Origin of the sequence: Clostridium acidisoli DSM 12555 (assembly GCF_900176305.1) — a bacterium.
GTDB lineage: Bacteria > Bacillota > Clostridia > Clostridiales > Clostridiaceae > Clostridium_I > Clostridium_I acidisoli.
In genome coordinates this window covers 898,445-917,971 of record NZ_FWXH01000002.1, presented here as the reverse complement: position 1 = coordinate 917,971, position 19,527 = coordinate 898,445, and the positions used below count along the sequence as shown (strand labels likewise).

The 19,527-nt window shown below is 28.0% G+C and carries 29 protein-coding genes; 23 read left to right on the top strand and 6 right to left on the bottom strand.

Annotated features, from left to right (window positions below):
• Positions 1–91: 91 nt before the first annotated feature.
• From B8978_RS19730 to B8978_RS04515, 10 genes are all read left to right on the top strand, one after another.
• Positions 92–265 carry a hypothetical protein gene (locus B8978_RS19730; RefSeq protein ID WP_176212608.1) on the top strand — a complete coding sequence of 58 codons (174 nt, stop codon included), beginning with the start codon at positions 92–94 and terminating at the stop codon, positions 263–265.
• Positions 266–342: 77 nt separating this feature from the next.
• The gene (locus B8978_RS04560; protein WP_084114185.1) at positions 343–828 is read left to right on the top strand and encodes a GNAT family N-acetyltransferase; all 486 of its coding nucleotides are present in this window, start codon (positions 343–345) and stop codon (positions 826–828) included.
• Between the two features lie 275 nt (positions 829–1,103).
• Positions 1,104–1,634 (top strand): GNAT family N-acetyltransferase, encoded by a 531-nt coding sequence (locus B8978_RS04550; protein ID WP_084114183.1) that lies wholly within the window; start codon positions 1,104–1,106, stop codon positions 1,632–1,634.
• Between the two features lie 521 nt (positions 1,635–2,155).
• On the top strand, positions 2,156–3,412 hold the full coding sequence (locus tag B8978_RS04545; protein WP_084114181.1) for a DNA polymerase Y family protein: 1,257 nt from the start codon (positions 2,156–2,158) through the stop codon (positions 3,410–3,412).
• Positions 3,413–3,422: 10 nt separating this feature from the next.
• Entirely contained in the window at positions 3,423–3,686 is a 264-nt protein-coding gene (locus B8978_RS04540; protein WP_084114179.1) for a hypothetical protein, read from the top strand.
• A 157-nt stretch (positions 3,687–3,843) separates the two neighbouring features.
• Positions 3,844–4,353, top strand: a complete 510-nt coding sequence (locus B8978_RS04535) for an AAA family ATPase (protein ID WP_084114177.1) — start codon at positions 3,844–3,846, stop codon at positions 4,351–4,353.
• A gap of 4 nt (positions 4,354–4,357) precedes the next feature.
• Positions 4,358–4,972, top strand: a complete 615-nt coding sequence (locus B8978_RS04530) for a class I SAM-dependent methyltransferase (protein ID WP_084114175.1) — start codon at positions 4,358–4,360, stop codon at positions 4,970–4,972.
• A 51-nt stretch (positions 4,973–5,023) separates the two neighbouring features.
• Positions 5,024–5,539 carry an HXXEE domain-containing protein gene (locus B8978_RS04525; protein ID WP_084114173.1) on the top strand — a complete coding sequence of 172 codons (516 nt, stop codon included), beginning with the start codon at positions 5,024–5,026 and terminating at the stop codon, positions 5,537–5,539.
• Positions 5,540–6,235, top strand: coding sequence for an HAD family hydrolase (locus B8978_RS04520; protein ID WP_084114171.1), 696 nt, complete (start codon positions 5,540–5,542; stop codon positions 6,233–6,235).
• A gap of 31 nt (positions 6,236–6,266) precedes the next feature.
• Positions 6,267–6,788 (top strand): histidine phosphatase family protein, encoded by a 522-nt coding sequence (locus tag B8978_RS04515; protein WP_084114169.1) that lies wholly within the window; start codon positions 6,267–6,269, stop codon positions 6,786–6,788.
• Between the two features lie 48 nt (positions 6,789–6,836).
• Here B8978_RS04515 and B8978_RS04510 read toward each other — a convergent pair whose 3' ends face one another.
• From B8978_RS04510 to B8978_RS04500, 3 genes are all read right to left on the bottom strand, one after another.
• On the bottom strand, positions 6,837–7,655 hold the full coding sequence (locus B8978_RS04510; RefSeq protein ID WP_139795963.1) for a hypothetical protein: 819 nt from the start codon (positions 7,653–7,655) through the stop codon (positions 6,837–6,839).
• A gap of 117 nt (positions 7,656–7,772) precedes the next feature.
• Positions 7,773–8,582 carry a hypothetical protein gene (locus B8978_RS04505; RefSeq protein WP_084114165.1) on the bottom strand — a complete coding sequence of 270 codons (810 nt, stop codon included), beginning with the start codon at positions 8,580–8,582 and terminating at the stop codon, positions 7,773–7,775.
• The gene (locus B8978_RS04500; protein ID WP_084114163.1) at positions 8,579–9,184 is read right to left on the bottom strand and encodes a TetR/AcrR family transcriptional regulator; all 606 of its coding nucleotides are present in this window, start codon (positions 9,182–9,184) and stop codon (positions 8,579–8,581) included. Before B8978_RS04500 ends, B8978_RS04505 begins: the two co-directional genes overlap by 4 nt.
• 189 nt (positions 9,185–9,373) lie before the next feature.
• Here B8978_RS04500 and B8978_RS04495 point away from each other — a divergent pair, with 189 nt between their 5' ends.
• The 8 genes from B8978_RS04495 (at position 9,374) to B8978_RS04460 (ending at position 14,390) form a co-directional block, all read left to right on the top strand.
• Entirely contained in the window at positions 9,374–10,237 is an 864-nt protein-coding gene (locus B8978_RS04495) for an aminoglycoside 6-adenylyltransferase (protein WP_084114161.1), read from the top strand.
• A gap of 102 nt (positions 10,238–10,339) precedes the next feature.
• Positions 10,340–10,771 carry a GNAT family N-acetyltransferase gene (locus B8978_RS04490; RefSeq protein WP_084114159.1) on the top strand — a complete coding sequence of 144 codons (432 nt, stop codon included), beginning with the start codon at positions 10,340–10,342 and terminating at the stop codon, positions 10,769–10,771.
• Between the two features lie 23 nt (positions 10,772–10,794).
• The gene (locus B8978_RS04485; protein ID WP_084114157.1) at positions 10,795–11,400 is read left to right on the top strand and encodes a DJ-1/PfpI family protein; all 606 of its coding nucleotides are present in this window, start codon (positions 10,795–10,797) and stop codon (positions 11,398–11,400) included.
• Positions 11,401–11,612: 212 nt separating this feature from the next.
• The gene (locus tag B8978_RS04480) at positions 11,613–12,281 is read left to right on the top strand and encodes a CPBP family intramembrane glutamic endopeptidase (protein ID WP_084114155.1); all 669 of its coding nucleotides are present in this window, start codon (positions 11,613–11,615) and stop codon (positions 12,279–12,281) included.
• A gap of 150 nt (positions 12,282–12,431) precedes the next feature.
• A complete protein-coding gene (locus B8978_RS04475) occupies positions 12,432–12,863 on the top strand; it encodes a MarR family transcriptional regulator (RefSeq protein ID WP_084114153.1) in 432 nt (143 codons plus the stop codon).
• A 43-nt stretch (positions 12,864–12,906) separates the two neighbouring features.
• On the top strand, positions 12,907–13,302 hold the full coding sequence (locus B8978_RS04470; RefSeq protein ID WP_084114151.1) for a YvaD family protein: 396 nt from the start codon (positions 12,907–12,909) through the stop codon (positions 13,300–13,302).
• 3 nt (positions 13,303–13,305) lie between these two features.
• Positions 13,306–13,617: a DMT family transporter gene (locus B8978_RS04465; protein ID WP_084114149.1), complete on the top strand. Its 312-nt coding sequence runs from the start codon at positions 13,306–13,308 to the stop codon at positions 13,615–13,617.
• Between the two features lie 143 nt (positions 13,618–13,760).
• A complete protein-coding gene (locus tag B8978_RS04460) occupies positions 13,761–14,390 on the top strand; it encodes a CatB-related O-acetyltransferase (protein ID WP_084114147.1) in 630 nt (209 codons plus the stop codon).
• 179 nt (positions 14,391–14,569) lie between these two features.
• Here the strand turns inward: B8978_RS04460 and def are convergent, their stop codons facing one another.
• On the bottom strand, positions 14,570–15,022 hold the full coding sequence (gene def, locus B8978_RS04455; RefSeq protein WP_084114145.1) for a peptide deformylase: 453 nt from the start codon (positions 15,020–15,022) through the stop codon (positions 14,570–14,572).
• Positions 15,023–15,259, bottom strand: coding sequence for a helix-turn-helix transcriptional regulator (locus B8978_RS04450; RefSeq protein ID WP_084114143.1), 237 nt, complete (start codon positions 15,257–15,259; stop codon positions 15,023–15,025).
• A gap of 205 nt (positions 15,260–15,464) precedes the next feature.
• Between B8978_RS04450 and B8978_RS04445 the strand changes: the two genes are divergently transcribed.
• The gene (locus B8978_RS04445; protein ID WP_084114141.1) at positions 15,465–16,280 is read left to right on the top strand and encodes a sugar nucleotide-binding protein; all 816 of its coding nucleotides are present in this window, start codon (positions 15,465–15,467) and stop codon (positions 16,278–16,280) included.
• Positions 16,281–16,294: 14 nt separating this feature from the next.
• Here the strand turns inward: B8978_RS04445 and B8978_RS04440 are convergent, their stop codons facing one another.
• The gene (locus tag B8978_RS04440; protein ID WP_084114139.1) at positions 16,295–17,491 is read right to left on the bottom strand and encodes a Bcr/CflA family efflux MFS transporter; all 1,197 of its coding nucleotides are present in this window, start codon (positions 17,489–17,491) and stop codon (positions 16,295–16,297) included.
• A 107-nt stretch (positions 17,492–17,598) separates the two neighbouring features.
• On the opposite strand from B8978_RS04440, the gene B8978_RS04435 reads away from it, so the two are divergent.
• Genes B8978_RS04435 through B8978_RS04420 form a run of 4 tightly spaced genes read left to right on the top strand, consistent with a single transcriptional unit; the run spans position 17,599 to position 19,525 of the window.
• Positions 17,599–17,961 (top strand): winged helix-turn-helix transcriptional regulator, encoded by a 363-nt coding sequence (locus B8978_RS04435; protein WP_084114137.1) that lies wholly within the window; start codon positions 17,599–17,601, stop codon positions 17,959–17,961.
• 24 nt (positions 17,962–17,985) lie between these two features.
• On the top strand, positions 17,986–18,348 hold the full coding sequence (locus B8978_RS04430; RefSeq protein ID WP_084114135.1) for a VOC family protein: 363 nt from the start codon (positions 17,986–17,988) through the stop codon (positions 18,346–18,348).
• A gap of 22 nt (positions 18,349–18,370) precedes the next feature.
• The gene (locus B8978_RS04425) at positions 18,371–18,826 is read left to right on the top strand and encodes a GNAT family N-acetyltransferase (RefSeq protein ID WP_084114134.1); all 456 of its coding nucleotides are present in this window, start codon (positions 18,371–18,373) and stop codon (positions 18,824–18,826) included.
• 51 nt (positions 18,827–18,877) lie between these two features.
• Positions 18,878–19,525 carry a class I SAM-dependent methyltransferase gene (locus B8978_RS04420; RefSeq protein WP_084114133.1) on the top strand — a complete coding sequence of 216 codons (648 nt, stop codon included), beginning with the start codon at positions 18,878–18,880 and terminating at the stop codon, positions 19,523–19,525.
• Positions 19,526–19,527 lie beyond the last annotated feature (2 nt).

Below are 19,527 nucleotides of genomic sequence, written 5' to 3'. Positions count from 1 at the left end.
ATATCATGTTAAAGAGAACTTAAAAAAACGGTATATTGATTTTATAGATTACAGCAGAAAAAATCATATGTAAATTAGGAGAATAATGTTTATGAATTGTATTGTAAAAATCAGAAATAACAGTAAATATCAATTAAAATATGGGATAATGATAAATAGTACTAATGTTCTATTAGAGAGAGGCAATATTGTATATGATAAGGAACTTGTAAAAGATAGAGTGGCCACAATTAATTTTGGATCAGATAAAATTGTGTATAGTTAATGAGGAATGTGGTTTCTAATATAGCAGAGTATAGAAACTAAATGTTCTTAAAAAATGTAGAGAGAAGAGGAATAAATTTGGAGGTAGTAAATGCAACCCATGAAAGTATAGAAATTTTTTCAAAGGTTTTAAATGATTCTGCCACATGGCTTAATTCTATAAATCAACCAATGTGGAAGCATGAAGATATAACAAGTGAAGAATTACTAAAAAAATATCGTGTTGAGGATATGAAATTATGCTATGAGAAAGGAGAATTAATTGGAGTATATATTTTGCAATGGTATGATCCTCTATTTTGGGAAAATTTAATGGAAAATGAATCTGGAATATTACACAAGTTAGCTGTTTGTAGAGAAAATGCAAAGAAGGGTTATGGAAGCAAATTAATACAATCCGCTGAATTAATGTGCAAAGAGCATAACATTAAATGGTTAAGGTTAAATTGCGGTACATTTAGAGATAGACTGCGAAACTTTTACGAGAGTAATGGCTTTAAAATGGTGGATAGGGTGTTTATTGATAATAGAGATCAAATTAGATATGAAAAATTTCTAAAGTAAAATGGACATGCTAAGCAGTTTAGAACAATTAACTATTATGAAGATACAAAAATAATGGAATGGTCAGATGAATTTGAATTAGAAAGAATTCTTGGAGTGAGAACTTTTGGGATTTGCAGCAAAATCAAGAAATTCAAAATGATAAGAAATGGCAGGAGCAGATGTTGGAAATTGAATCGAAGGTAAGCGAAATAGAGGAATATAAAGCTATATCATTTTTTCATCATGTTATTTTACGGAAAAAGTAATGAGATTATAAGAATGGAGGTATTAATGTGGAAAGGATATTGTTAGAAGGAGAAAATTTACTTTTAAAGCCTTTATCATTTACTGAACTCTTACATATTAATAATGATAGAAAAATTGAGATATCTATAGATACAGAAGCAATATTTGATTCTGTTAAAATAGCAATATCAAAGAAAATAGATAAAATGAAAAAGGTTAGTATGGATATTCATAATTGGTATACTTATTGGCTTATTATTAATAAAGACAATGGAGAAGGGATAGGTTTTATTGGATTTAAAGGAATTCCAGATAAAAATGGATATACAGAGGTTGGGTATAGCATATCTTCCAATTGTAGAAGAAAAGGATTTATGACAGAAGCATTATCTTTATTAATGGATTGGGCCTTTAAATATCCTTTTTGCAAAGGAATAACAGCCAATAAGGTATTAAAAACAAATACAGGTTCAAATAAAGTATTGAATAATTGTGGTTTTATATTATTAGACTCTTCAAATGAATTTAATAATTATATATTTAGTATGGATAAATTAAATGAATCAATATCTGATTGAAACAAAACTATTAGATTTGTTTTTTTATTGACATAGTACAAAATCTAAAAAATATAGTATAATGTAATAAAAACTTTTGTTGGAAGGTGTTATATTATGTCTGATAAGATCAAACCGATTTCCAGGATTAAAAAGGTATCAAAAGTAAAATTGAGACTACATAAACACAAGACAATGACAGGTTTATATTTTAATGAAATGCTTTCAAGATCTTACGATAAAAATATGTAAATAAATTAGGTGAGAAGAGTTTAACTGAAACTGAAGAGAATAATGATTCAGGAAATCATATAATAGATAAATTATGTTAGTATAAAATTATCGGTGTCAATCATATATGGTGAAAGTACAATTTCACAATTTAAAGTTTATAAATTTGGAAGGACTAGGGAAATTACATCTCTAGTCTTTTTAATTTTTGGATATTAATATCAAATTCCACAAAAACCCCCTTTACAATAAGAACTTATGTTCGTATAATATTAAGTATGGAATTATTTTAGAAAAAGGATGTTTATTTTATGAATAGGATAATATTTCATATTGATGTAAACTCTGCCTATTTGTCTTGGGAGGCTGCATACAGATTACAACATGGAGAAAAAGTTGATATAAGAGAAATTCCAGTTGTAATAGGTGGAGATGAAGAAAGCAGACATGGGATTGTTTTAGCAAAATCAATTTCTGCTAAAAAATATAAAATACAAACAGGAGAAACGATTTATAATGCAAGAATAAAGTGTCCTAATTTAGTCGTTGTTCCCCCAAGATATTGGCTTTACATGAAATGCAGTTCTGCAATGCATCAGTTATTACAGGAATATACTCCAATTATACAAAGGTTTAGTGTGGATGAAAGTTTTTTGGATTTTTCTAATATGGAGAATTTATATCCAGATTATATGGACTTAGCCGTTAGAATAAAAGAACGTATAAAAAAAGAATTAGGATTTACTGTAAATATAGGAATTTCAAATAATAAATTACTTGCAAAAGTAGCATCGGATTTTAAGAAACCGGATAGAATTCACACGTTATTTCCTTTTGAAATTAAAGAAAAGATGAGGCCGCTGCCAGTAGAGGATCTTTTTATGGTAGGAAGGGCAACCTTCAAGAAACTAAATAATCTTAATATTAAGACCATAGGAGACTTGGCAAATTATGATGTTGAAATTTTAAAGCACAAATTAAAGAGTCATGGTGAGGTTATTTGGAACTATGCAAATGGTATAGATTTTTCAGAAGTAAGAAAAAGCAATCATTTAGAAATGAAAGGTATTGGTAATTCTACAACTATTGCATTTGACGTAGTTGATAAAGAAACTGCTCATAAGGTGCTACTTTCATTGTGTGAAACAGTAGCAATGAGATTAAGAAATTCAGAAAATTGCTGCAAGGTAATATCTGTTTCTATTAGGGGAAGTGATTTAATATTTTATTCTCGTCAAAAGAAAGTAGTAGTACCAACAGATTCAACTAGAAAAATTTCTGAGATTGCCTATTTTTTATTCGATAGTGTTTGGAAAGGTAACAGTATCAGACATTTAGGCGTTCATGTTACAGAATTATACAGCAATGATTTTTATCAAAGTTCCTTGCTAGATAATTTTGATTATGAAAAAGATAAGGCAATTAATAACGTTATAGATGATATACGATTAAAGTACGGTTCTAATGCAATAATGAGATCTTGTTTTTTACATTCAGATGTAAAACATATGTGTGGAGGTATGGGTGATGGAGAAGAAGATCATCCATCAATGAGTTCGATTTTATGAGGTGTTGATTATGAAAGTTATAGCAAAATCTATTGCTGTAGTTGCTAGATTTAAAGAAAATGGACTACCAGAGCCAGTTAAATTCAAAATAATGAGCGAAGATAAAACATATATAGAATGTATGATTGATAGGATTATACAAAGCAGTATTGAAAAATATGCAGGAAATAATATGATTGTATATAGATGCCAAAGTGTAATTAATGGAACTGCAAAGGTATACGAAATTAAATATGAGATAAGTACATGTAAATGGATACTTTTTAAGATCTAATATATGGTTTTAGCAATAGCAAGAAATACGTCTGCTCATTTATGGGTGGGCATAATTTTTATAGATAATTAATGGCAAATATAGAGTTTGCTTTAAATAAATGGTATTATAATAGTTGTAAATCTAACTTATGTTAATGTAATAGGTGGTTAAAAGAATGAAAAATCTTATTTTAATAAATGGAACTATGGGTGTAGGAAAGACAGCAACGAGCAGGGAATTACAAAAAATGTTACCAAACTGCGCTTTTCTTGATGGAGATTGGTGCTGGGATATGTCGCCATTTATAGTAACGGATGAAACGAAAAAGATGGTACTTGATAATATTAGTTATCTTCTAAATAATTTCATTTCTTGTTCAGAATATAAAAATATTATATTTTGCTGGGTGATGCATGAACAGAGCATTCTTGACGATGTATTATCAAGATTAAATAAGAATGATTGTAGTTTATATAAATTTTCTATCGTATGTTCAGAGAAAAGCCTAATTTCACGAATTACAAAGGATATTAAAAAAGGAATAAGAAATAATGATGTTATTGAAAGAAGTTTACCAAGATTAAAAAATTATTTTGAAATGGACACAAAAAAAATTGATGCAAGCGACATGTCAGCCAAAGCAGCAGCGGCAAGAATATATAAACTTATAGGAGAAAGGGGCTAATAGTATGAATTTTGATATAGAGTCTATAACATGGGATGATGAAAGAAGAAAGAGAAGAGCAAAATTAATTGCAAAAGAAATAAACAAATCAATTCAGATAAAAAAACAATATACTGCGCTTGAGTTTGGTTGTGGTACAGGTCTTATAAGCTTTTTCCTTAATGATAAGTTTGAAACGATAACTCTTGTTGATACATCAAAAGGTATGATTGATGTATTAAATTCTAAGATTGAAACATTTCAAATAAATAATATGAAGGCATATAAAATGGATATAAATGAAAATAATATTCTTCCAGAAAATAGCTATGACGTAATATACACGTCTATGGCATTACATCATATTATTGATACTGAAACAACAATCATGAACTTATATAAATTACTAAAGGAAGATGGCTATTTATGTATTATAGATTTAGATGAAGAAGATGGAAGTTTTCATAAAGAAGAGAAAGATTTTAATGGGCATAATGGCTTTAATCAAAATTATCTTAAAAGTGTACTATTAGAAACAGGATTTAAGGAAGCAGAAGTTAACACATTTTATAAAGATGAAAAACTTGTAGAAGAGAGGGAAGTAGAATATTCATTATTTTTGATGGTAGGAAGAAAATGATAAAAGTTAATTTGATACTTCTATATAATATAGTTTAAGGAGATGAGCTGAATGGATAATATGCAAGTAATTATATGGCTTTTTCCTATACTTTTTATTTTCCATGATTTTGAGGAAATAATTTTTATGCAAGCATGGATAAGTAAAAATAGACGTTATTTATGTGAAAGATTTCCTAACTTATCTAAAAAGTTACTACATCATTTCGATAATATTACAACATCATCTTTTGCATTTGGAGTAGCGGAAGAATTCATGTTAATTAGTATAATCACAATTATTTCTTATGTAATGAATTGGTATAATCTATGGTTAGGTTTGTTTATTGCATTTATTTTACATTTAGTAGTGCATTGCTTTCAAACATTAATTGTAAGAAAATATGTTCCTGCCATTGTTACAAGTATTATTTGCTTACCTATTTGTATGTATATTATTGAGCATGCAGTTAAATTATTCACATTAAGAACAATTGTGGTGTACTCAATTTTAGGTTTTATGATTATGGTTGCTAATTTATGTATGGTTCATAAGCTTATGGATAAATTCAGCAAATGGGAGGCTTAAATGAATATGAGGAGTGACATAGAAGTTGTATTTTTTGACTTGTTCTTTACACTAATAACGCCAAGGTATAATGAGTTTAAGAATGAAAATGATGTATTAGGAATAGCAAAAGAAGAATGGGAAAAATATGCAGAAGATGATGAGCTATATTTAGAGAGAGCAACTGGAAGAGAAACAAATCCGAAAAAAATAATTCAGAGTATTGTTCGAAAAATTGGAAAGACGGTTAATGAGAGTCAAATAAGCGAAATTTTAAAGTTAAGAGAAGATAGATTTAAAAAATCATTAATTGATATAGATTATAAAGTTATAAATGCTCTTTTAGATGTAAAGAAAAGAGGGAAGAAGTTATGCTTAGTTAGCAATGCGGATATAATTGATGTTCTGTATTGGAATGAATCTCCATTAAATGATTTGTTTGATGAAAGAATATTTTCATATGAAGTAGGGTATTTAAAGCCTCAAAGTGAAATATACGAAATTGCATTAAATAGAATGAAGACTATTCCTGAAAAATGCTATTTTGTTGGAGATGGCGGCTCTGATGAATTAAAAGCTGCGAAAAAGTTGGGGATGAAAACTGTATTAACAGGATATCTATTGGAAAAAGAGAGAAAAGATTATGATTCAATAAAAAATTTTGCGGATTATTATATAAAAGATTTTAGAGAGATTGTTGATATAATAGGGAATTAATAAATTCAGATTAAGGGAAGGAAATTGATATATGAAAATTGGGTTAATCAGGCATTTTGAAGTTATTCAATCTTCTAAAGCACTTACGCTTATGTCATCAGAAGAGTTTAAACAATGGCAAAACAGATACAATGTTGCTATGACAAGATCAAATGCTATAGATATAGATAAGAAGGAGTGGCAGATATGTTATACAAGTGATTTATCAAGAGCAGTTTATACTGCAAAAACAGTTTTTGGTGATAAAATAATTGAAACTAAATTATTAAGAGAAGTTGAAATATTACCATTATTTGATACAAATATAAAAATTCCTTTCATAATTTGGAACACACTGGGAAGATTTCAATGGTATTTTTCACGTAAACATATTGATGAAAAAAGAGCAAATGATTTTATTTCTGATATTTTAAATAAATATGAAAAAAATATATTGATAGTAAGTCATGGAGCTTTAATGTGGTATTTGAGGAAATCGCTTATCTCTAAAGGGTTTAATGGACCAAGATTTGGAAAAGCAAAAAATGGACACTTATACATTTTTAAATGCTAAGGAGTAGGCATAAAATACCGGCAGCAATTAAAGTTTATATTTTATTATTTAAAGCATTTTCTTAGTTATTAGTTTTTCTAATGATGCTGAGATGTAATAACCTAAAATAACTAATATTATATCTATGGTACATCTTATAATAAATTTAATTAAAGTTCCTTCGTATATAATAGGCATAAATACAAGAAATACAGACCAGTTTATTCCAAAAATTGTTGCTCCAAACTTTACTGAACTTAAAATTATTGATGAAGATTGTGTTGATTTACCTAATGATATATATGTAACACCTATACATAATCCCATTAAAAAAGTCCAAATAAAGGTAGAATATGGCCTTGTTTCATAACCAGATTCAATAATTCTTGTAAAATAGAATAAGTACCGTCCTACTAAAAAAACAATAGAAAAAATAAAAACAGATAATAAGATAGTACACGGATTGAAAGAATTATTTTTCTGTTTTATGGCAGTTCTTTCAGTTGTAAATTTGCAAAGTAATAATCCCATCACTATTATAGGAAAAGCATCACATAAACCCATCACAGTTTCGTGGATTAATGTATTCCCCACAAGAGAAACCCCTTCTATCATTCCAAATAACCAAAGTAAACTTATTGTACTACCATAGCGTAGTCCTTTTAAAGTGTTGTTTACACCTGGCAATTTATTTTTATATAAGTAAAACACATATGCTACACTTGAAAAGGCAATAAGAATCCATAATATGGCTGATTGAGTAACTCCAATGACTTTAGTAAGAATACTAAAGTTACTGATATTTGGAATGGTGCTGATTTTTGAAGTCATTACATGGAAGCTCATATCAAGAATAGAACAAAAGGCAACTATAATAATATATTTCATTTTATTAATACATTTCATAATAAAAATTCCTTTCCTAATATATTTGACATAAATGATGAAGAATAATATGCAGGATTAATTATGTTTTTTAATTCCAAAAACAGTTTCAGAAGTCAATTATTTTTTAGCATATAACTTTTTACATACAAGTACACCAAATGTTGTGAATAAAACATCTATTCCAACACGTTTAAAGATATCAATAAAGGATACTTCTGCTATTATTGAAAGAAAAAGATGATATACTAGCCAGTTTAATCCAAAAATTACAACTCCAAAAAATAATGCCTGCAAAATGATTGATTTACCTCTAATGCCTGATTCTAAAATAAAGTAGAGTATGCCTATACATAGGCCTTGGCATAGAGTCCATACAAATGTTCCAAGGGGCTTAATTATATATGCTGAATTGATGTTTAGTATAGAGTATGAAAAGTATCTTCCAATGATAAAAAATAATGTGACAATTATAATTGTAAAAACATTTTGGTCTTCTTGATTTTTAGTTGTGTAGGTTCCAGTAAAAACCCCAAGTAGGATACCCATAAATAAAATAGGAATTAAATCTGCAATGCCCGTTAAGAAAGAATTAAGTATTGTATCATTTAATATTAAAATTCCTTCAAACATTCCTGTAAAATATAAAGCACCAAAGGAAAGTCCGTACAAAAAGCCTTTAATCCACTTTTTGTTAGGTAAATTGTCTTGGATAAAAATAAATAGCATGGATAAAAGACCAAAATCTATAAATGAGTATGCAAAAAGTGATGGTACTAACAAACCTTTTTTTACAAAAATGCTTGGTTTAAATACAGATGTATTTGATGGAATAATTGAGGACATTAACAAGTGCAGCGATAAATCCAAAAGAACACATACAGAAACAATTATAATAACTTTCCACCAGTTTCTTCTTAAAGATTTCATATCGTAAATTCTTCCTTAATTAATAATCTATATAAATATTTAAGGTTTGAAAATATTCGTGTTTTTGTTTCTGCTATGTTATTTATAAAACTTCGATTATTAATCCATTTGCATAACTCACCATGAAGATAGCTGTGTAGAATATCATAAATTAAATTTGATTTTTCTTTGGAAAGGTTATTATTACTTGCTTTTATAATTAGTTTCTTTAATTTTTCACCAGGTGTATGTAATTTTTCAACAACTTCAAAGGAGGGACTTCCGCCAATAGATTCAAGCCATATTAGTCTATACCATCCAGGATGGCTAATTGAAAAATCAACTAAATTTGCTAACAATAAATATAAATTTTCTTCTGGATTGTTTTCGCAGCTCAAGTTACCTTCACAATAGTCAATCATAATAAGTAGCGTTTGTCCAAGTGATTCCCAAAATATTTCATCTAGACTATTAAAATAATTATATAAATTTGCATGAGAACACCCAATTTTTTTTGCAATAGCTCTTAAATTAACATCTTTAATTCCTTCCTTTTCTTCAATTAATTTCAATGTTGTTTCTATTATTACTTCTTTGCTTACATTTTTTCTACTTGATTCCATACTCACACCTCTTATTATATTACCAATGGTAATTACCATTGGTAATATAATATCAAATTTACAATTTAATGTCAATGCATTCCCTAAACTGTAAATATTAGAAAAAGTTGTGGTTAACAAAGGATTATGGGTGATATAATTATATTATTACTGATGAATTAAATAAATTATAGATGTGAGGAGTGTAAAATGCGTACAGAGCAAGAAATGTTCAATTTAATATTGAAGGTTGCAGAAAATGATGAAATAGTTCGTGCAGTTGTTATGAATGGTTTAAGGACAAATCAAAATACTGTTAAAGATATTTTTCAGGATTATGATATTGTATATGTTGTTAATGAAACTAAGCCATTTCGTGAACAGAAAAACTGGATAGATCAATTTGGAAAAAGATTATATATGCAATATCCGGATGAAAATTCCTATTATGAAAATGATGTTGATAATTCTTATGGATGGCTTATTCAATTTACTGACGGAAACCGTCTTGACTTACATGTAGGTACATTATCATATGTGCTAAAAGAAATTGAAAATGACAAACTTTGTAAAGTATTACTTGACAAAGATAAATGTTTGCCTAATGTGCCAGAGGCAACGGATAAGGATTATTGGGTGAAGAAACCAACTAAGAATAATTTTTATGATACTTGTAATGAATTTTGGTGGTGTCTTAATAATGTTGCCAAAGGATTATGGCGAGAAGAAATACCTTATGTAATGGACATGCTAAATTATTGTGTCCGCCCACAGTTGATTCGTTTAATGGAGTGGAAAATAGGCTTTTCTACAAATTTTACTGTTAGCGTTGGAAAATCAGGTAAGTATATGTATAGATGGTTAAAAGACGAGACGTGGGACATATTTTTAAAAACATATCCTTCTGGACAAGTCGAAAGCATTTGGAAATCAGTTTTTATTATGTGTGATTTATTTGATTATATTGCGAAGGATGTAGCTTGCAATATGAAGGTTAAATATAATGAAATTGAAGCAAATAACAGTTTGAAATTCTTAAAGGATGTTCATCTATTACCTAGAAATGCAAAATAAATATATCAATAATATTTAGACAAAATTAATGCTTAATGTTCCTTAATAGTTATAACTAGTAGTGATAGGTAGTTAGGCTATTTATATAAAGGGGGGAAGGTTATGAAGATAAGAAAAATGACTATTGATGATTACAAAGCAGTATATGAGTTATGGAATAATACACCTGGGATGGGTATGAGGAATGTAGATGATTCAAAAGAAGGTATTGAAGAATATCTTAAAAGAAATCCTGAAACTTGCTTTGTTGCAGAAGTTCAAAATAAAATAGTTGGTGTTATTTTGAGTGGACATGATGGGAGAAGAGGATATATATATCATACAGCAGTTAGTAATACTGTCCGTAAGCAGGGGATAGGTACAAAATTAGTGAATACTGCAATTGAGGCATTAAAAGAGCAAGGAATTAATAAGGTTGCCTTAGTGGCTTTTGAGACAAATGAATTGGGAAATTCTTTTTGGAAATCACAAGGATTTAAAGAACGAAATGATTTAGTATACAGAAATAAAAGTATTAATGATAACAATATTTAATTATAAAATGGGGAGTTGATAACATGATTTATAGAGTTGATATACTTTTATTTGATAAATTTGAAACTTTAGATGTATTTGGTCCTGTTGAAATACTTGGAAAATTGCCAGAGGTTTTTAAATTGAATTTTATATCGGTTGATGGTGGAATTGTTGAAAGCTCTCAAAAGGTAAGGGTAGAGACTAATTTATATACAAGAGATGATGATACTTTGAAAATTTTATTTGTGCCTGGCGGAAGCGGTACAAGAGAAAAGGTTCATGATAATGATTTTATTAACTTCATTGAAAATATTTCTAAACAATCAAAATACATAATTAGTGTATGTACAGGTTCAGCTTTACTTGCCAAAGCAGGAATTTTAAATGGAAAAAGAGCTACAACAAATAAAAGAGCATTTAACTGGGTTACAGAACAAAATGAAGATGTACTATGGGTAAAAGAAGCAAGATGGGTAAAGGATGGCAACATATATACATCTTCTGGAGTATCGGCAGGAATAGATATGGCATTGGGTTTTATAGAAGATTTAATGGGAAAAGAAAAAGCATTAGAAATTAGCAAAGGTATTGAATATTTATGGAATGAAGACAGTAATTATGATCCCTTTTCCAAAATGTACGAATAATTAATTTATCGTGTTTAGAATATTGACCCTCTGAATAAATGGTAGGGTAAATATATTTACAGGAAGTGATTATAATAATAAAATTAAAATAAAATAAAATAATAATATTTTATTTAATTATAACTTTTCTATTTACTTGGATATTATGGAGTATTGCATTTACTTCAACAAGTTTAAGTTTAAATGGGACTTTGCGTATAGTAGGTTCATTTATGCCAAGTGTTATGGCTACAATTTTTACTGGTTATTATTATGGAATTAATGGCATGAAAAAGATATTAAAAAAGTTAACTATATGGAATGTTAATCCATTTTTCTATGCCTTTGTATTTTTATATACAGCAATGTCGATATATATACCAGAATTTATTTGTAGTGCAATTGGAGTAAATTATAAAATTTACATTAACAATCATATTTCAAGCTTTCAACTTACTTCACCTCTTGCAATACTGGGTTGCTTCTTGGTTATTATGATTTTTGGTGGTCCAGTTGGAGAAGAAATTGGTTGGAGAGGATTTGTATTACCTAAACTACAAAATAAGTTTAACCCTCTTACATCAAGCATAATATTAGGAACTATTTGGGCAAGTTGGCATATACCTATGTTCTATTTTCATATTTCTGGGTATGATATGAGTTTTATTAGCTATCTTTTGGAAACTATTTGGTTAACAATTTTGTTTACATGGGTGTACAATAATACGAGAGGTAGTCTATTAATGATAATCTTGTATCATAGCTTTGATAATTTTGTGATGGCAATTTGCTTTAATGATTTTATGAAGAATTTTAATATGTACTCAGTTATTTTTTGGATTATAAGATTAATAGTTTTATTATGTATTGCTTTTGATATGATTAGAAAACCATTGAAATAACAAGAATATAAAAATGGACAACTAGTAAAAGTATGTCCTTTTTTTAGTTTTTAGAATAAATTTAGTTTACACGATAATAAATATTTGATAAAATAGTTAAAAGAATTTAATTAAATTTGTTTAACTATTTATATAGAAAGGTGAATAAATATGATTGAAAACAATATAGCTTTAATCGCAAATTATTTTTGGAAAGAATCTATTAACAATATTAGTAATACCTTATCTGACACACAAATCAGTAATTTTAATATGAATGATTATTACTATCTTACTTCAATTTATCAACTGGGTACTCCCAAATTAGGAGAATTGGCTACAAAACTTAATTTAACAAAACCTGCTATTTCAGCATTAGTCAAGAAGTTAGAGAAAAATGAATTAATAGTAAAAACACAATCCAAAGAGGATAAGAGGATTTATTATGTAAGTCTTACTGATAAAGCTATTAAAATTATTAAAGGAGATAATGAATTGTATGCAAAGTTGTCAAATATTTTTAGCGATTTATTAACTAACGAAGAAATATATATTGTTGATAATCTGTTGCAGAAAGTAGTAGATAAACTTATAAAGCAATAAGTATATATTGATTATTCTATTTAATTTATTGGAGGAAGGTATAATGAAAAGCTTAAAAAAATTTTTTTTAATTACAGATATGGGTTTCGTAATTTATTGGTTTATTACTCTGTTTCATTTAATTCCAGAAAGTTTATTATTTAAGGATTATATAAATCCTATTTTAGTTGTATGGAATTGGTCATTTTTTCCACTTGATATGTTAATTTCCATAACAGGATTTTATGGATTATATTTATATAATAAGAAAAATATATTATGGAAGAAAATTAGCTTGATTTCACTTGTTTTAACTATATGTTCAGGATTGCAGGCCATTTCATTTTGGTTAATAAGGTGTGACTTTGATCCAATATGGTGGCTTTTCAATTCTTATTTGATTATTTATCCTTTGTTTTTTATAAAAGGTTTATTAATAGATAATTGGGAGAGGTGTTAGAAATTGAGTTGGATTTATTTAATTTTAGCAATAACTTTTGAAGTTTCAGGAACAACATTTATGAAGCTATCAGATGGATTTTCAAATGTTAAATATGCTGTAGTTATGCTTATTTTTTATGTTTTAAGTTTAAGTATGCTCACATTGGCTTTGAAGAAGTTGCAAATAGGGACTGCATATGCAATTTGGTCAGGCGTTGGTATAGTGTTATTATCTGTAATCGGTGCTGTGTTTTTTAAAGAATCAATAAATTTAACTAAAATTATTTTTATCGGTTTTATTTTAGTTGGTACAATCGGATTAAATCTAATTTGAGTAATAATTAGATATGGCATATGCCACTTTAAATAGATTACATATAAGGTTATAATTAACTATAAGAAATAATATGTAATTGTAAACTATTATTCATCGGAATGCCAAGTTGAAAGATAAATTAAGATAATAAGGAGAAAGTTATGGACAGCAAAAAAATATATCCAAGAACGGGTGATAAAGAAACTGTATATTTAAAATCTACAATTACAAGGACTAATATTATAGTTGGGGACTTTACCATGTATAATGATTTTGTAAATGACCCAACAGAGTTTGAAAAGAACAATGTTATATACCACTATCCTATTAATAATGATAAGTTAATTATTGGAAAATATTGTTCTATTGCCTGTGGTGCTAAATTTATGTTCACATCTGGAAACCATAATATGACCTCAATTTCAACTTATCCATTTCCTATATTTTATGAGGAATGGGAGTTAAGTGTGAGTAATATTACAGATGCATGGGATAATAATGGTGATATCGTAATAGGAAATGATGTTTGGATTGGTTATGAAGCAGTAATCATGCAAGGGGTTCGAATAGGGGATGGTGCAATAATAGGAACAAGGGCAGTTGTAACAAGAGATGTTCCTCCATATACAATTGTAGGAGGAATACCAGCAAAAGAAATTAGAAAACGCTTTTCTGAAGAGGTAGCAGTAAAATTAATAAAACTGCAATGGTGGAATTGGGATGATAAAACTATTCAAAAAAATTTAACTAACATTATAAGGGGAAATGTTAATTTGTTAGAAAAAATATAGCTTTAATTTGAATTGGGTTGATTAATATTTTTGTGAATAAAGATAATAAATGTAAACATAATACAATAATAAGATTGGAAGGGTTATGCAGATGGTAGTGTTACTAAACAATTCTGAATATGTCAACGAATTATTAACAGGCAAAAGTGATAATATTATGTAAATAATAATGAACAGTATTATTTTATATATTCGGTAACAAAATCAGTAAAAAGAATACCTTCTAAATGGTCTATTTCATGACAGAAACATTTTGCTAAATTTCCTGTACCTGTTAGTATAATTTCATCTCCATTTTCATTCAATGCTTGTACTGTGACTTTTTCAGGTCTTATTAACTTTCCGAACTTATTTGGAACGCTTAAACATCCTTCTATAACTTCTTGGGTACCTTCTTGATTGATTATCTTTGGATTTACTAATTGTATTAGTCCTTGCCCCATATCTATTACAACTAATCGCTTCAATATGCCTACCTGTGGACCAGCTAAGCCTCCGCCATTTTCTGTATTATACATAGTATCAGCCATATCATTTAATATTTGTCTTATTTTATCATCTACAACTTCAACTATCTTGCTTTTTTTTCTCAATATTTCATCATCAAACAATCTAATTTGTCTTAATGCCATTTAAATTACACCCCTGCTTTGTTCGGCTCTTGATTTTCTTTCACTTTCTTCAAAAAGGAAAATATCTTCTATGGTACTATGGAATACTTTAGCAATATCATGAGCTAACCATATAGATGGTTCAAACTTCTCTGTTTCAATAGAGTTAATCGCCTGTCTTGATACACCTACAAGTCCACCTAATTGTCCTTGGGTTAGTCCCAAAAGTTCACGAAATTGTTTTAATTTATTTTTCATTAATCATCACTCCTGTAATGCTGACCTTACATCAATAATTTAGCATTATTTTACCGATATGTCAAGTCAACCTTACATAATGAGAGGAGAATAATAAAGTGTAGAACACTTTTTAAATATACTATATTATCCACTTCATGTATAATATAGTTATGTTTCAATTGTAAGTTAATACGAATTAATCTGTTAGGGAGGAATAATTCGTATGTACAAGATTTTGATACTGGGTGGAAGTGGGCTTGTAGGATCAGCAGTAATTAATGAGATGAATAAATATAATCAATTTGAGGTTTATTCAACGTACTTTCAAAATCCAAAACTATTGAATCAGGATAGACGTTTTAAACTCAACATCGAAGATTCGGATAACATAAGTAGCATATTGAACACTTTAAAGCCAAATATTATAGTTTCATGTTTAAGAGGGAATTTTAACAAACAACTGATTGTGCATATGAAAATTGCTGAATATTTGAAGAAAAATGGAGGAAGTTTATACTTTTTCTCCACTACAAATGTATTTGATAATGACTTCAGTATACCTCATAATGAAGATGATTTGCCAAATTCCCAAACTGACTATGGACAATATAAGATAGAATGTGAAAAGAAACTGATTGATATATTACATGATAATGCCTGTATATTAAGGCTTCCTCAAGTTTGGGGAAAGAATTCTCCAAGGATTAGCGAACTTCTAAACTCATCTAACAATAACAAGGAAGTTATTGTATATCCAAAACTTTTTCATAATACAAACACTGATGTGATGATAGCAAGACAATTGTGCTATATAATAGACAACAATTTAAAGGGGATTTTTCATTTGGCATCAGAAGATATAGTAAATTATAAAGATTTTTATTGTGAATTGATTACGAGATTAGGTTTTAATAATATAGAGATTAAAGAAAATTTAGAAGAAGAGGGATACTTTGCACTCTTATCAAAAAGAAGCAATGAATTCCCTATACAATTAAGATTTACGAATAAGGCGACGATTAATTATTTGATTAATTGATACTACAAAATGTGCTAATTCGTGTGTTCAAGTTTTTGTGCTATCACAAATAATACAATTGATATAGTGAATAATGCCAAATAAGTAAGGGATAGAGGAATTTGAGAATTAGTTTTTAAATTACTACCAAACATTGTAATAAGGAAAGCAACTATTCCTGTTAAAGTTCCGAATATTGAACTGGCGGTTCCAGCAGAATTAGAAAATAGAGACATTGTTTGAGCAAGAGCATTAGGAACAATAAAACCTATAAAGAAAAAAATAATAAAAACAGGAATTAAAACAAGATATAAATTTATAGGAGATATAAACCCTAAAAACATCATTAAAATGCTCCCTGTTAAAGAAGTAATTAAGCCGAAACATAAAAGGCATTTACTATTAAAATGATTAATAACAAAACGGTTTGACATAGCACCAAAGAAATAAGCAAATCCTAATATTAAGGCGATATTACCATATTGAACAACTGAATATTTTAATAATACTTCGATTAAGAATGGTCCAACTACATTAAACAACACTATAACTCCATAACCAAGAGCTGATATTATAGTAATAATCATAAATAATGGATGTATAACAACACTTCGTAAACTATAATAAGATGTTGAAATGCTAAAAACCGATAAGTGTAAATTGGTTTCCTCAAATATTATAAAAGCATAGATAAAAATAAATAATCCATATAAACTAAAAAGATAAAAATTAGACTGCCATCCAAAGTGATTTGCTAAATTACTGCCAATGAAAGGAGCAATTATTGGACCTAATGACCAACTAAGGGTGAAATAATTGGTTGCTTTTGATAAGTCGTTTCCTGAAAAAACATCAACTATTATTGCTCTTGCAACAACGGCTAATCCGGCAACACAAATTCCTTGTAAAAAGCGTAATACTTCAAGGATAAAGACGTTAGGTGAAAATACAGAAGCAAAACTTATAATTGCAAAAAATAATGAACTTAGAAGTAACACTTTTCTTCGCCCAAAACTATCAGACAATACTCCAAGAATAACTTGACCTATACCATAACCTAATAGATATAAACTAATAGTGAATTTTACTAAATTAGCATTTGTATGAAAGTAATTTACAACAGCTGGTAGTGATGGAACATATAAATCAACTCCAAGTCCTACTAAAAATGGTACCGTAAATAATAAAACATAAATATCTCGTTTTTTTGATAAAGAATATTGCATTTCCATAAAGGTACATCTCCTTTGTTTGATTATCTCCTTTAAATTGTATATAATTATAAGTATAAAAGTAAGTATGCACTTTAAAGTGAGGTACTATATGAAAGGAAAGTATTATGAAAAAATGGTCAATCGATGAAGGAAAATGCCCTATATCATATACATTAGCTGCAGTTGGAGGAAGATGGAAATGGCTTATATTATATAAATTATTTCAGAATAAAGTATTGAGATATGGTGAAATTAAAAGAAATATGCCATCAATTACTCATAAAATGCTTAGTCAACAATTAAAGGAACTTGAAGCAACAAAGTTAATTAATAGAAAAGAATATTATCAAATTCCACCTAAAGTAGAATATTCATTAACAGAAAAAGGACAAACATTAATTCCAATATTAATGCTTATGTCAGAATGGGGAGCAAATAATAAAGCTGATGAATGTGCTAAAAATAACGATGATAAATTAAATTGCTAAAGTTATTGTAGGAGGTTTGCAAAATTGGAAATTAAATTTACTTTAAATTCACTATATATTTGCGTTAAGGATATGAATAGGGCAATTGATTTTTATGAAAAATTACTTGATCAGTCTGTTAAGAAAAGAGATGAACTCTTTAGTGTTTTTAACATTGATGGATTTAGATTCTGTCTATTTGACAACAGTAAGGTAAATGAACAGGTTACTTGGGGAGATAATTGTTTACCTAGCTTTGAAGTTAATGATATAAACAAATTGACAGAAAAACTGAAACTTATCAATGCCGAAATAGTTTTTCCATTAACGAAAATAGATCAGAATTGGGTTTTAGAATTTAAAGATAGTGAAGGTAATGATATAGAAATATATTGTAGGATTAAATAAATAATTATTAGGAGTTACAGCTATGGATGTAAAAATATTAAGGACAGATGGACAAAATATTGATTTTATTAAACTTATAAAGTTATTAGACAATGACCTTAATGGACGATATGGAGAATTACAAAAGCAATATGATAAGCATAATAAAGTTGATAACATAAAGGACGTAGTAATTATTTACAAGGATAATGTTGCTGCTGCATGTGGAGCATATAAGGAATATGATATTAATACTGTAGAATTAAAACGTGTATTTGTAATAAAAGAGAATAGGCGACAGGGGATATCAAAGATAGTAGTTAAGGAATTAGAAAAATTAGCAGCGGAAAATGGGTATAAATATGTTTTATTGGAAACAGGAATAAAGCAACATGAGGCAATTAATTTATATAAAAATGCAGGATATGCCATAATACAAAATTATGAACCATACATAGGTAATATAAACAGTGTGTGTATGAAAAAAACTTTGGATTGATGCAGATTTTAAATGTAGTAATAAAATTAGGATAATGGGGGTACTAATAGAATGAATTTAAAAGAAAATCAAAAAGAGTATTGGAATAAGGTAGCGGAAGATAAAAAATTTACAACGCCATTTCAAATTGATTTGTTTTCAGCGTTTGTTAATAAAGAAGATAAAATTTTAGATGTTGGTTGTGGTTATGGAAGAACACTAAATGAGCTATACTCTAAAGGGTTCAAAAATTTATTTGGTATAGATTTTTCTGATAAAATGATTTTAAGAGGCAAAAAGCTATTTCCTTGGTTAAATTTAAACGTAAAACAAGATAAAAAAATACTATATGAAGACAACAGTTTGGATGCAGTAATTTTATTTGCAGTATTAACTTGCATAGTCGATGATGAAGAACAAATCTTTCTTATGAATGAAATAAAAAGGGTATTAAAGCCAAGTGGAGTAGTGTATATAAATGATTTTTTATTAAATTCAGATGAAAGAAATATAAGTCGATATAAGTTATATGAAAAGAAATATAATAAATATGGGGTTTTTGAATTGCCAGAAGGAGCTATACTTAGGCATCATGATTTAAGGTGGATAAAATTAATTACAGCAGATTTTGTCCACCTTAAATTAGATAAAGTTACATATACAACTATGAATGGGAATAAATCAAATGGATTTTTTTATTTGGGTAAAAAGGAGAAATAATT

What these genes read in the sequence shown, in the direction of transcription:
- B8978_RS19730 (WP_176212608.1), top strand. Translation starts at nt 92, where the DNA reads ATGAATTGTATTGTAAAAATCAGAAATAACAGTAAATATCAATTAAAA.
- B8978_RS04545 (WP_084114181.1), top strand. Translation starts at nt 2,156, where the DNA reads ATGAATAGGATAATATTTCATATTGATGTAAACTCTGCCTATTTGTCT.
- B8978_RS04540 (WP_084114179.1), top strand. Translation starts at nt 3,423, where the DNA reads ATGAAAGTTATAGCAAAATCTATTGCTGTAGTTGCTAGATTTAAAGAA.
- B8978_RS04535 (WP_084114177.1), top strand. Translation starts at nt 3,844, where the DNA reads ATGAAAAATCTTATTTTAATAAATGGAACTATGGGTGTAGGAAAGACA.
- B8978_RS04530 (WP_084114175.1), top strand. Translation starts at nt 4,358, where the DNA reads ATGAATTTTGATATAGAGTCTATAACATGGGATGATGAAAGAAGAAAG.
- B8978_RS04525 (WP_084114173.1), top strand. Translation starts at nt 5,024, where the DNA reads ATGGATAATATGCAAGTAATTATATGGCTTTTTCCTATACTTTTTATT.
- B8978_RS04520 (WP_084114171.1), top strand. Translation starts at nt 5,540, where the DNA reads ATGAATATGAGGAGTGACATAGAAGTTGTATTTTTTGACTTGTTCTTT.
- B8978_RS04515 (WP_084114169.1), top strand. Translation starts at nt 6,267, where the DNA reads ATGAAAATTGGGTTAATCAGGCATTTTGAAGTTATTCAATCTTCTAAA.
- B8978_RS04510 (WP_139795963.1), bottom strand. Translation starts at nt 7,655, where the DNA reads ATGAAATATATTATTATAGTTGCCTTTTGTTCTATTCTTGATATGAGC.
- B8978_RS04505 (WP_084114165.1), bottom strand. Translation starts at nt 8,582, where the DNA reads ATGAAATCTTTAAGAAGAAACTGGTGGAAAGTTATTATAATTGTTTCT.
- B8978_RS04500 (WP_084114163.1), bottom strand. Translation starts at nt 9,184, where the DNA reads ATGGAATCAAGTAGAAAAAATGTAAGCAAAGAAGTAATAATAGAAACA.
- B8978_RS04495 (WP_084114161.1), top strand. Translation starts at nt 9,374, where the DNA reads ATGCGTACAGAGCAAGAAATGTTCAATTTAATATTGAAGGTTGCAGAA.
- B8978_RS04490 (WP_084114159.1), top strand. Translation starts at nt 10,340, where the DNA reads ATGAAGATAAGAAAAATGACTATTGATGATTACAAAGCAGTATATGAG.
- B8978_RS04485 (WP_084114157.1), top strand. Translation starts at nt 10,795, where the DNA reads ATGATTTATAGAGTTGATATACTTTTATTTGATAAATTTGAAACTTTA.
- B8978_RS04480 (WP_084114155.1), top strand. Translation starts at nt 11,613, where the DNA reads ATGCCAAGTGTTATGGCTACAATTTTTACTGGTTATTATTATGGAATT.
- B8978_RS04475 (WP_084114153.1), top strand. Translation starts at nt 12,432, where the DNA reads ATGATTGAAAACAATATAGCTTTAATCGCAAATTATTTTTGGAAAGAA.
- B8978_RS04470 (WP_084114151.1), top strand. Translation starts at nt 12,907, where the DNA reads ATGAAAAGCTTAAAAAAATTTTTTTTAATTACAGATATGGGTTTCGTA.
- B8978_RS04460 (WP_084114147.1), top strand. Translation starts at nt 13,761, where the DNA reads ATGGACAGCAAAAAAATATATCCAAGAACGGGTGATAAAGAAACTGTA.
- def (WP_084114145.1), bottom strand. Translation starts at nt 15,022, where the DNA reads ATGGCATTAAGACAAATTAGATTGTTTGATGATGAAATATTGAGAAAA.
- B8978_RS04450 (WP_084114143.1), bottom strand. Translation starts at nt 15,259, where the DNA reads ATGAAAAATAAATTAAAACAATTTCGTGAACTTTTGGGACTAACCCAA.
- B8978_RS04445 (WP_084114141.1), top strand. Translation starts at nt 15,465, where the DNA reads ATGTACAAGATTTTGATACTGGGTGGAAGTGGGCTTGTAGGATCAGCA.
- B8978_RS04440 (WP_084114139.1), bottom strand. Translation starts at nt 17,491, where the DNA reads ATGGAAATGCAATATTCTTTATCAAAAAAACGAGATATTTATGTTTTA.
- B8978_RS04435 (WP_084114137.1), top strand. Translation starts at nt 17,599, where the DNA reads ATGAAAAAATGGTCAATCGATGAAGGAAAATGCCCTATATCATATACA.
- B8978_RS04425 (WP_084114134.1), top strand. Translation starts at nt 18,371, where the DNA reads ATGGATGTAAAAATATTAAGGACAGATGGACAAAATATTGATTTTATT.
- B8978_RS04420 (WP_084114133.1), top strand. Translation starts at nt 18,878, where the DNA reads ATGAATTTAAAAGAAAATCAAAAAGAGTATTGGAATAAGGTAGCGGAA.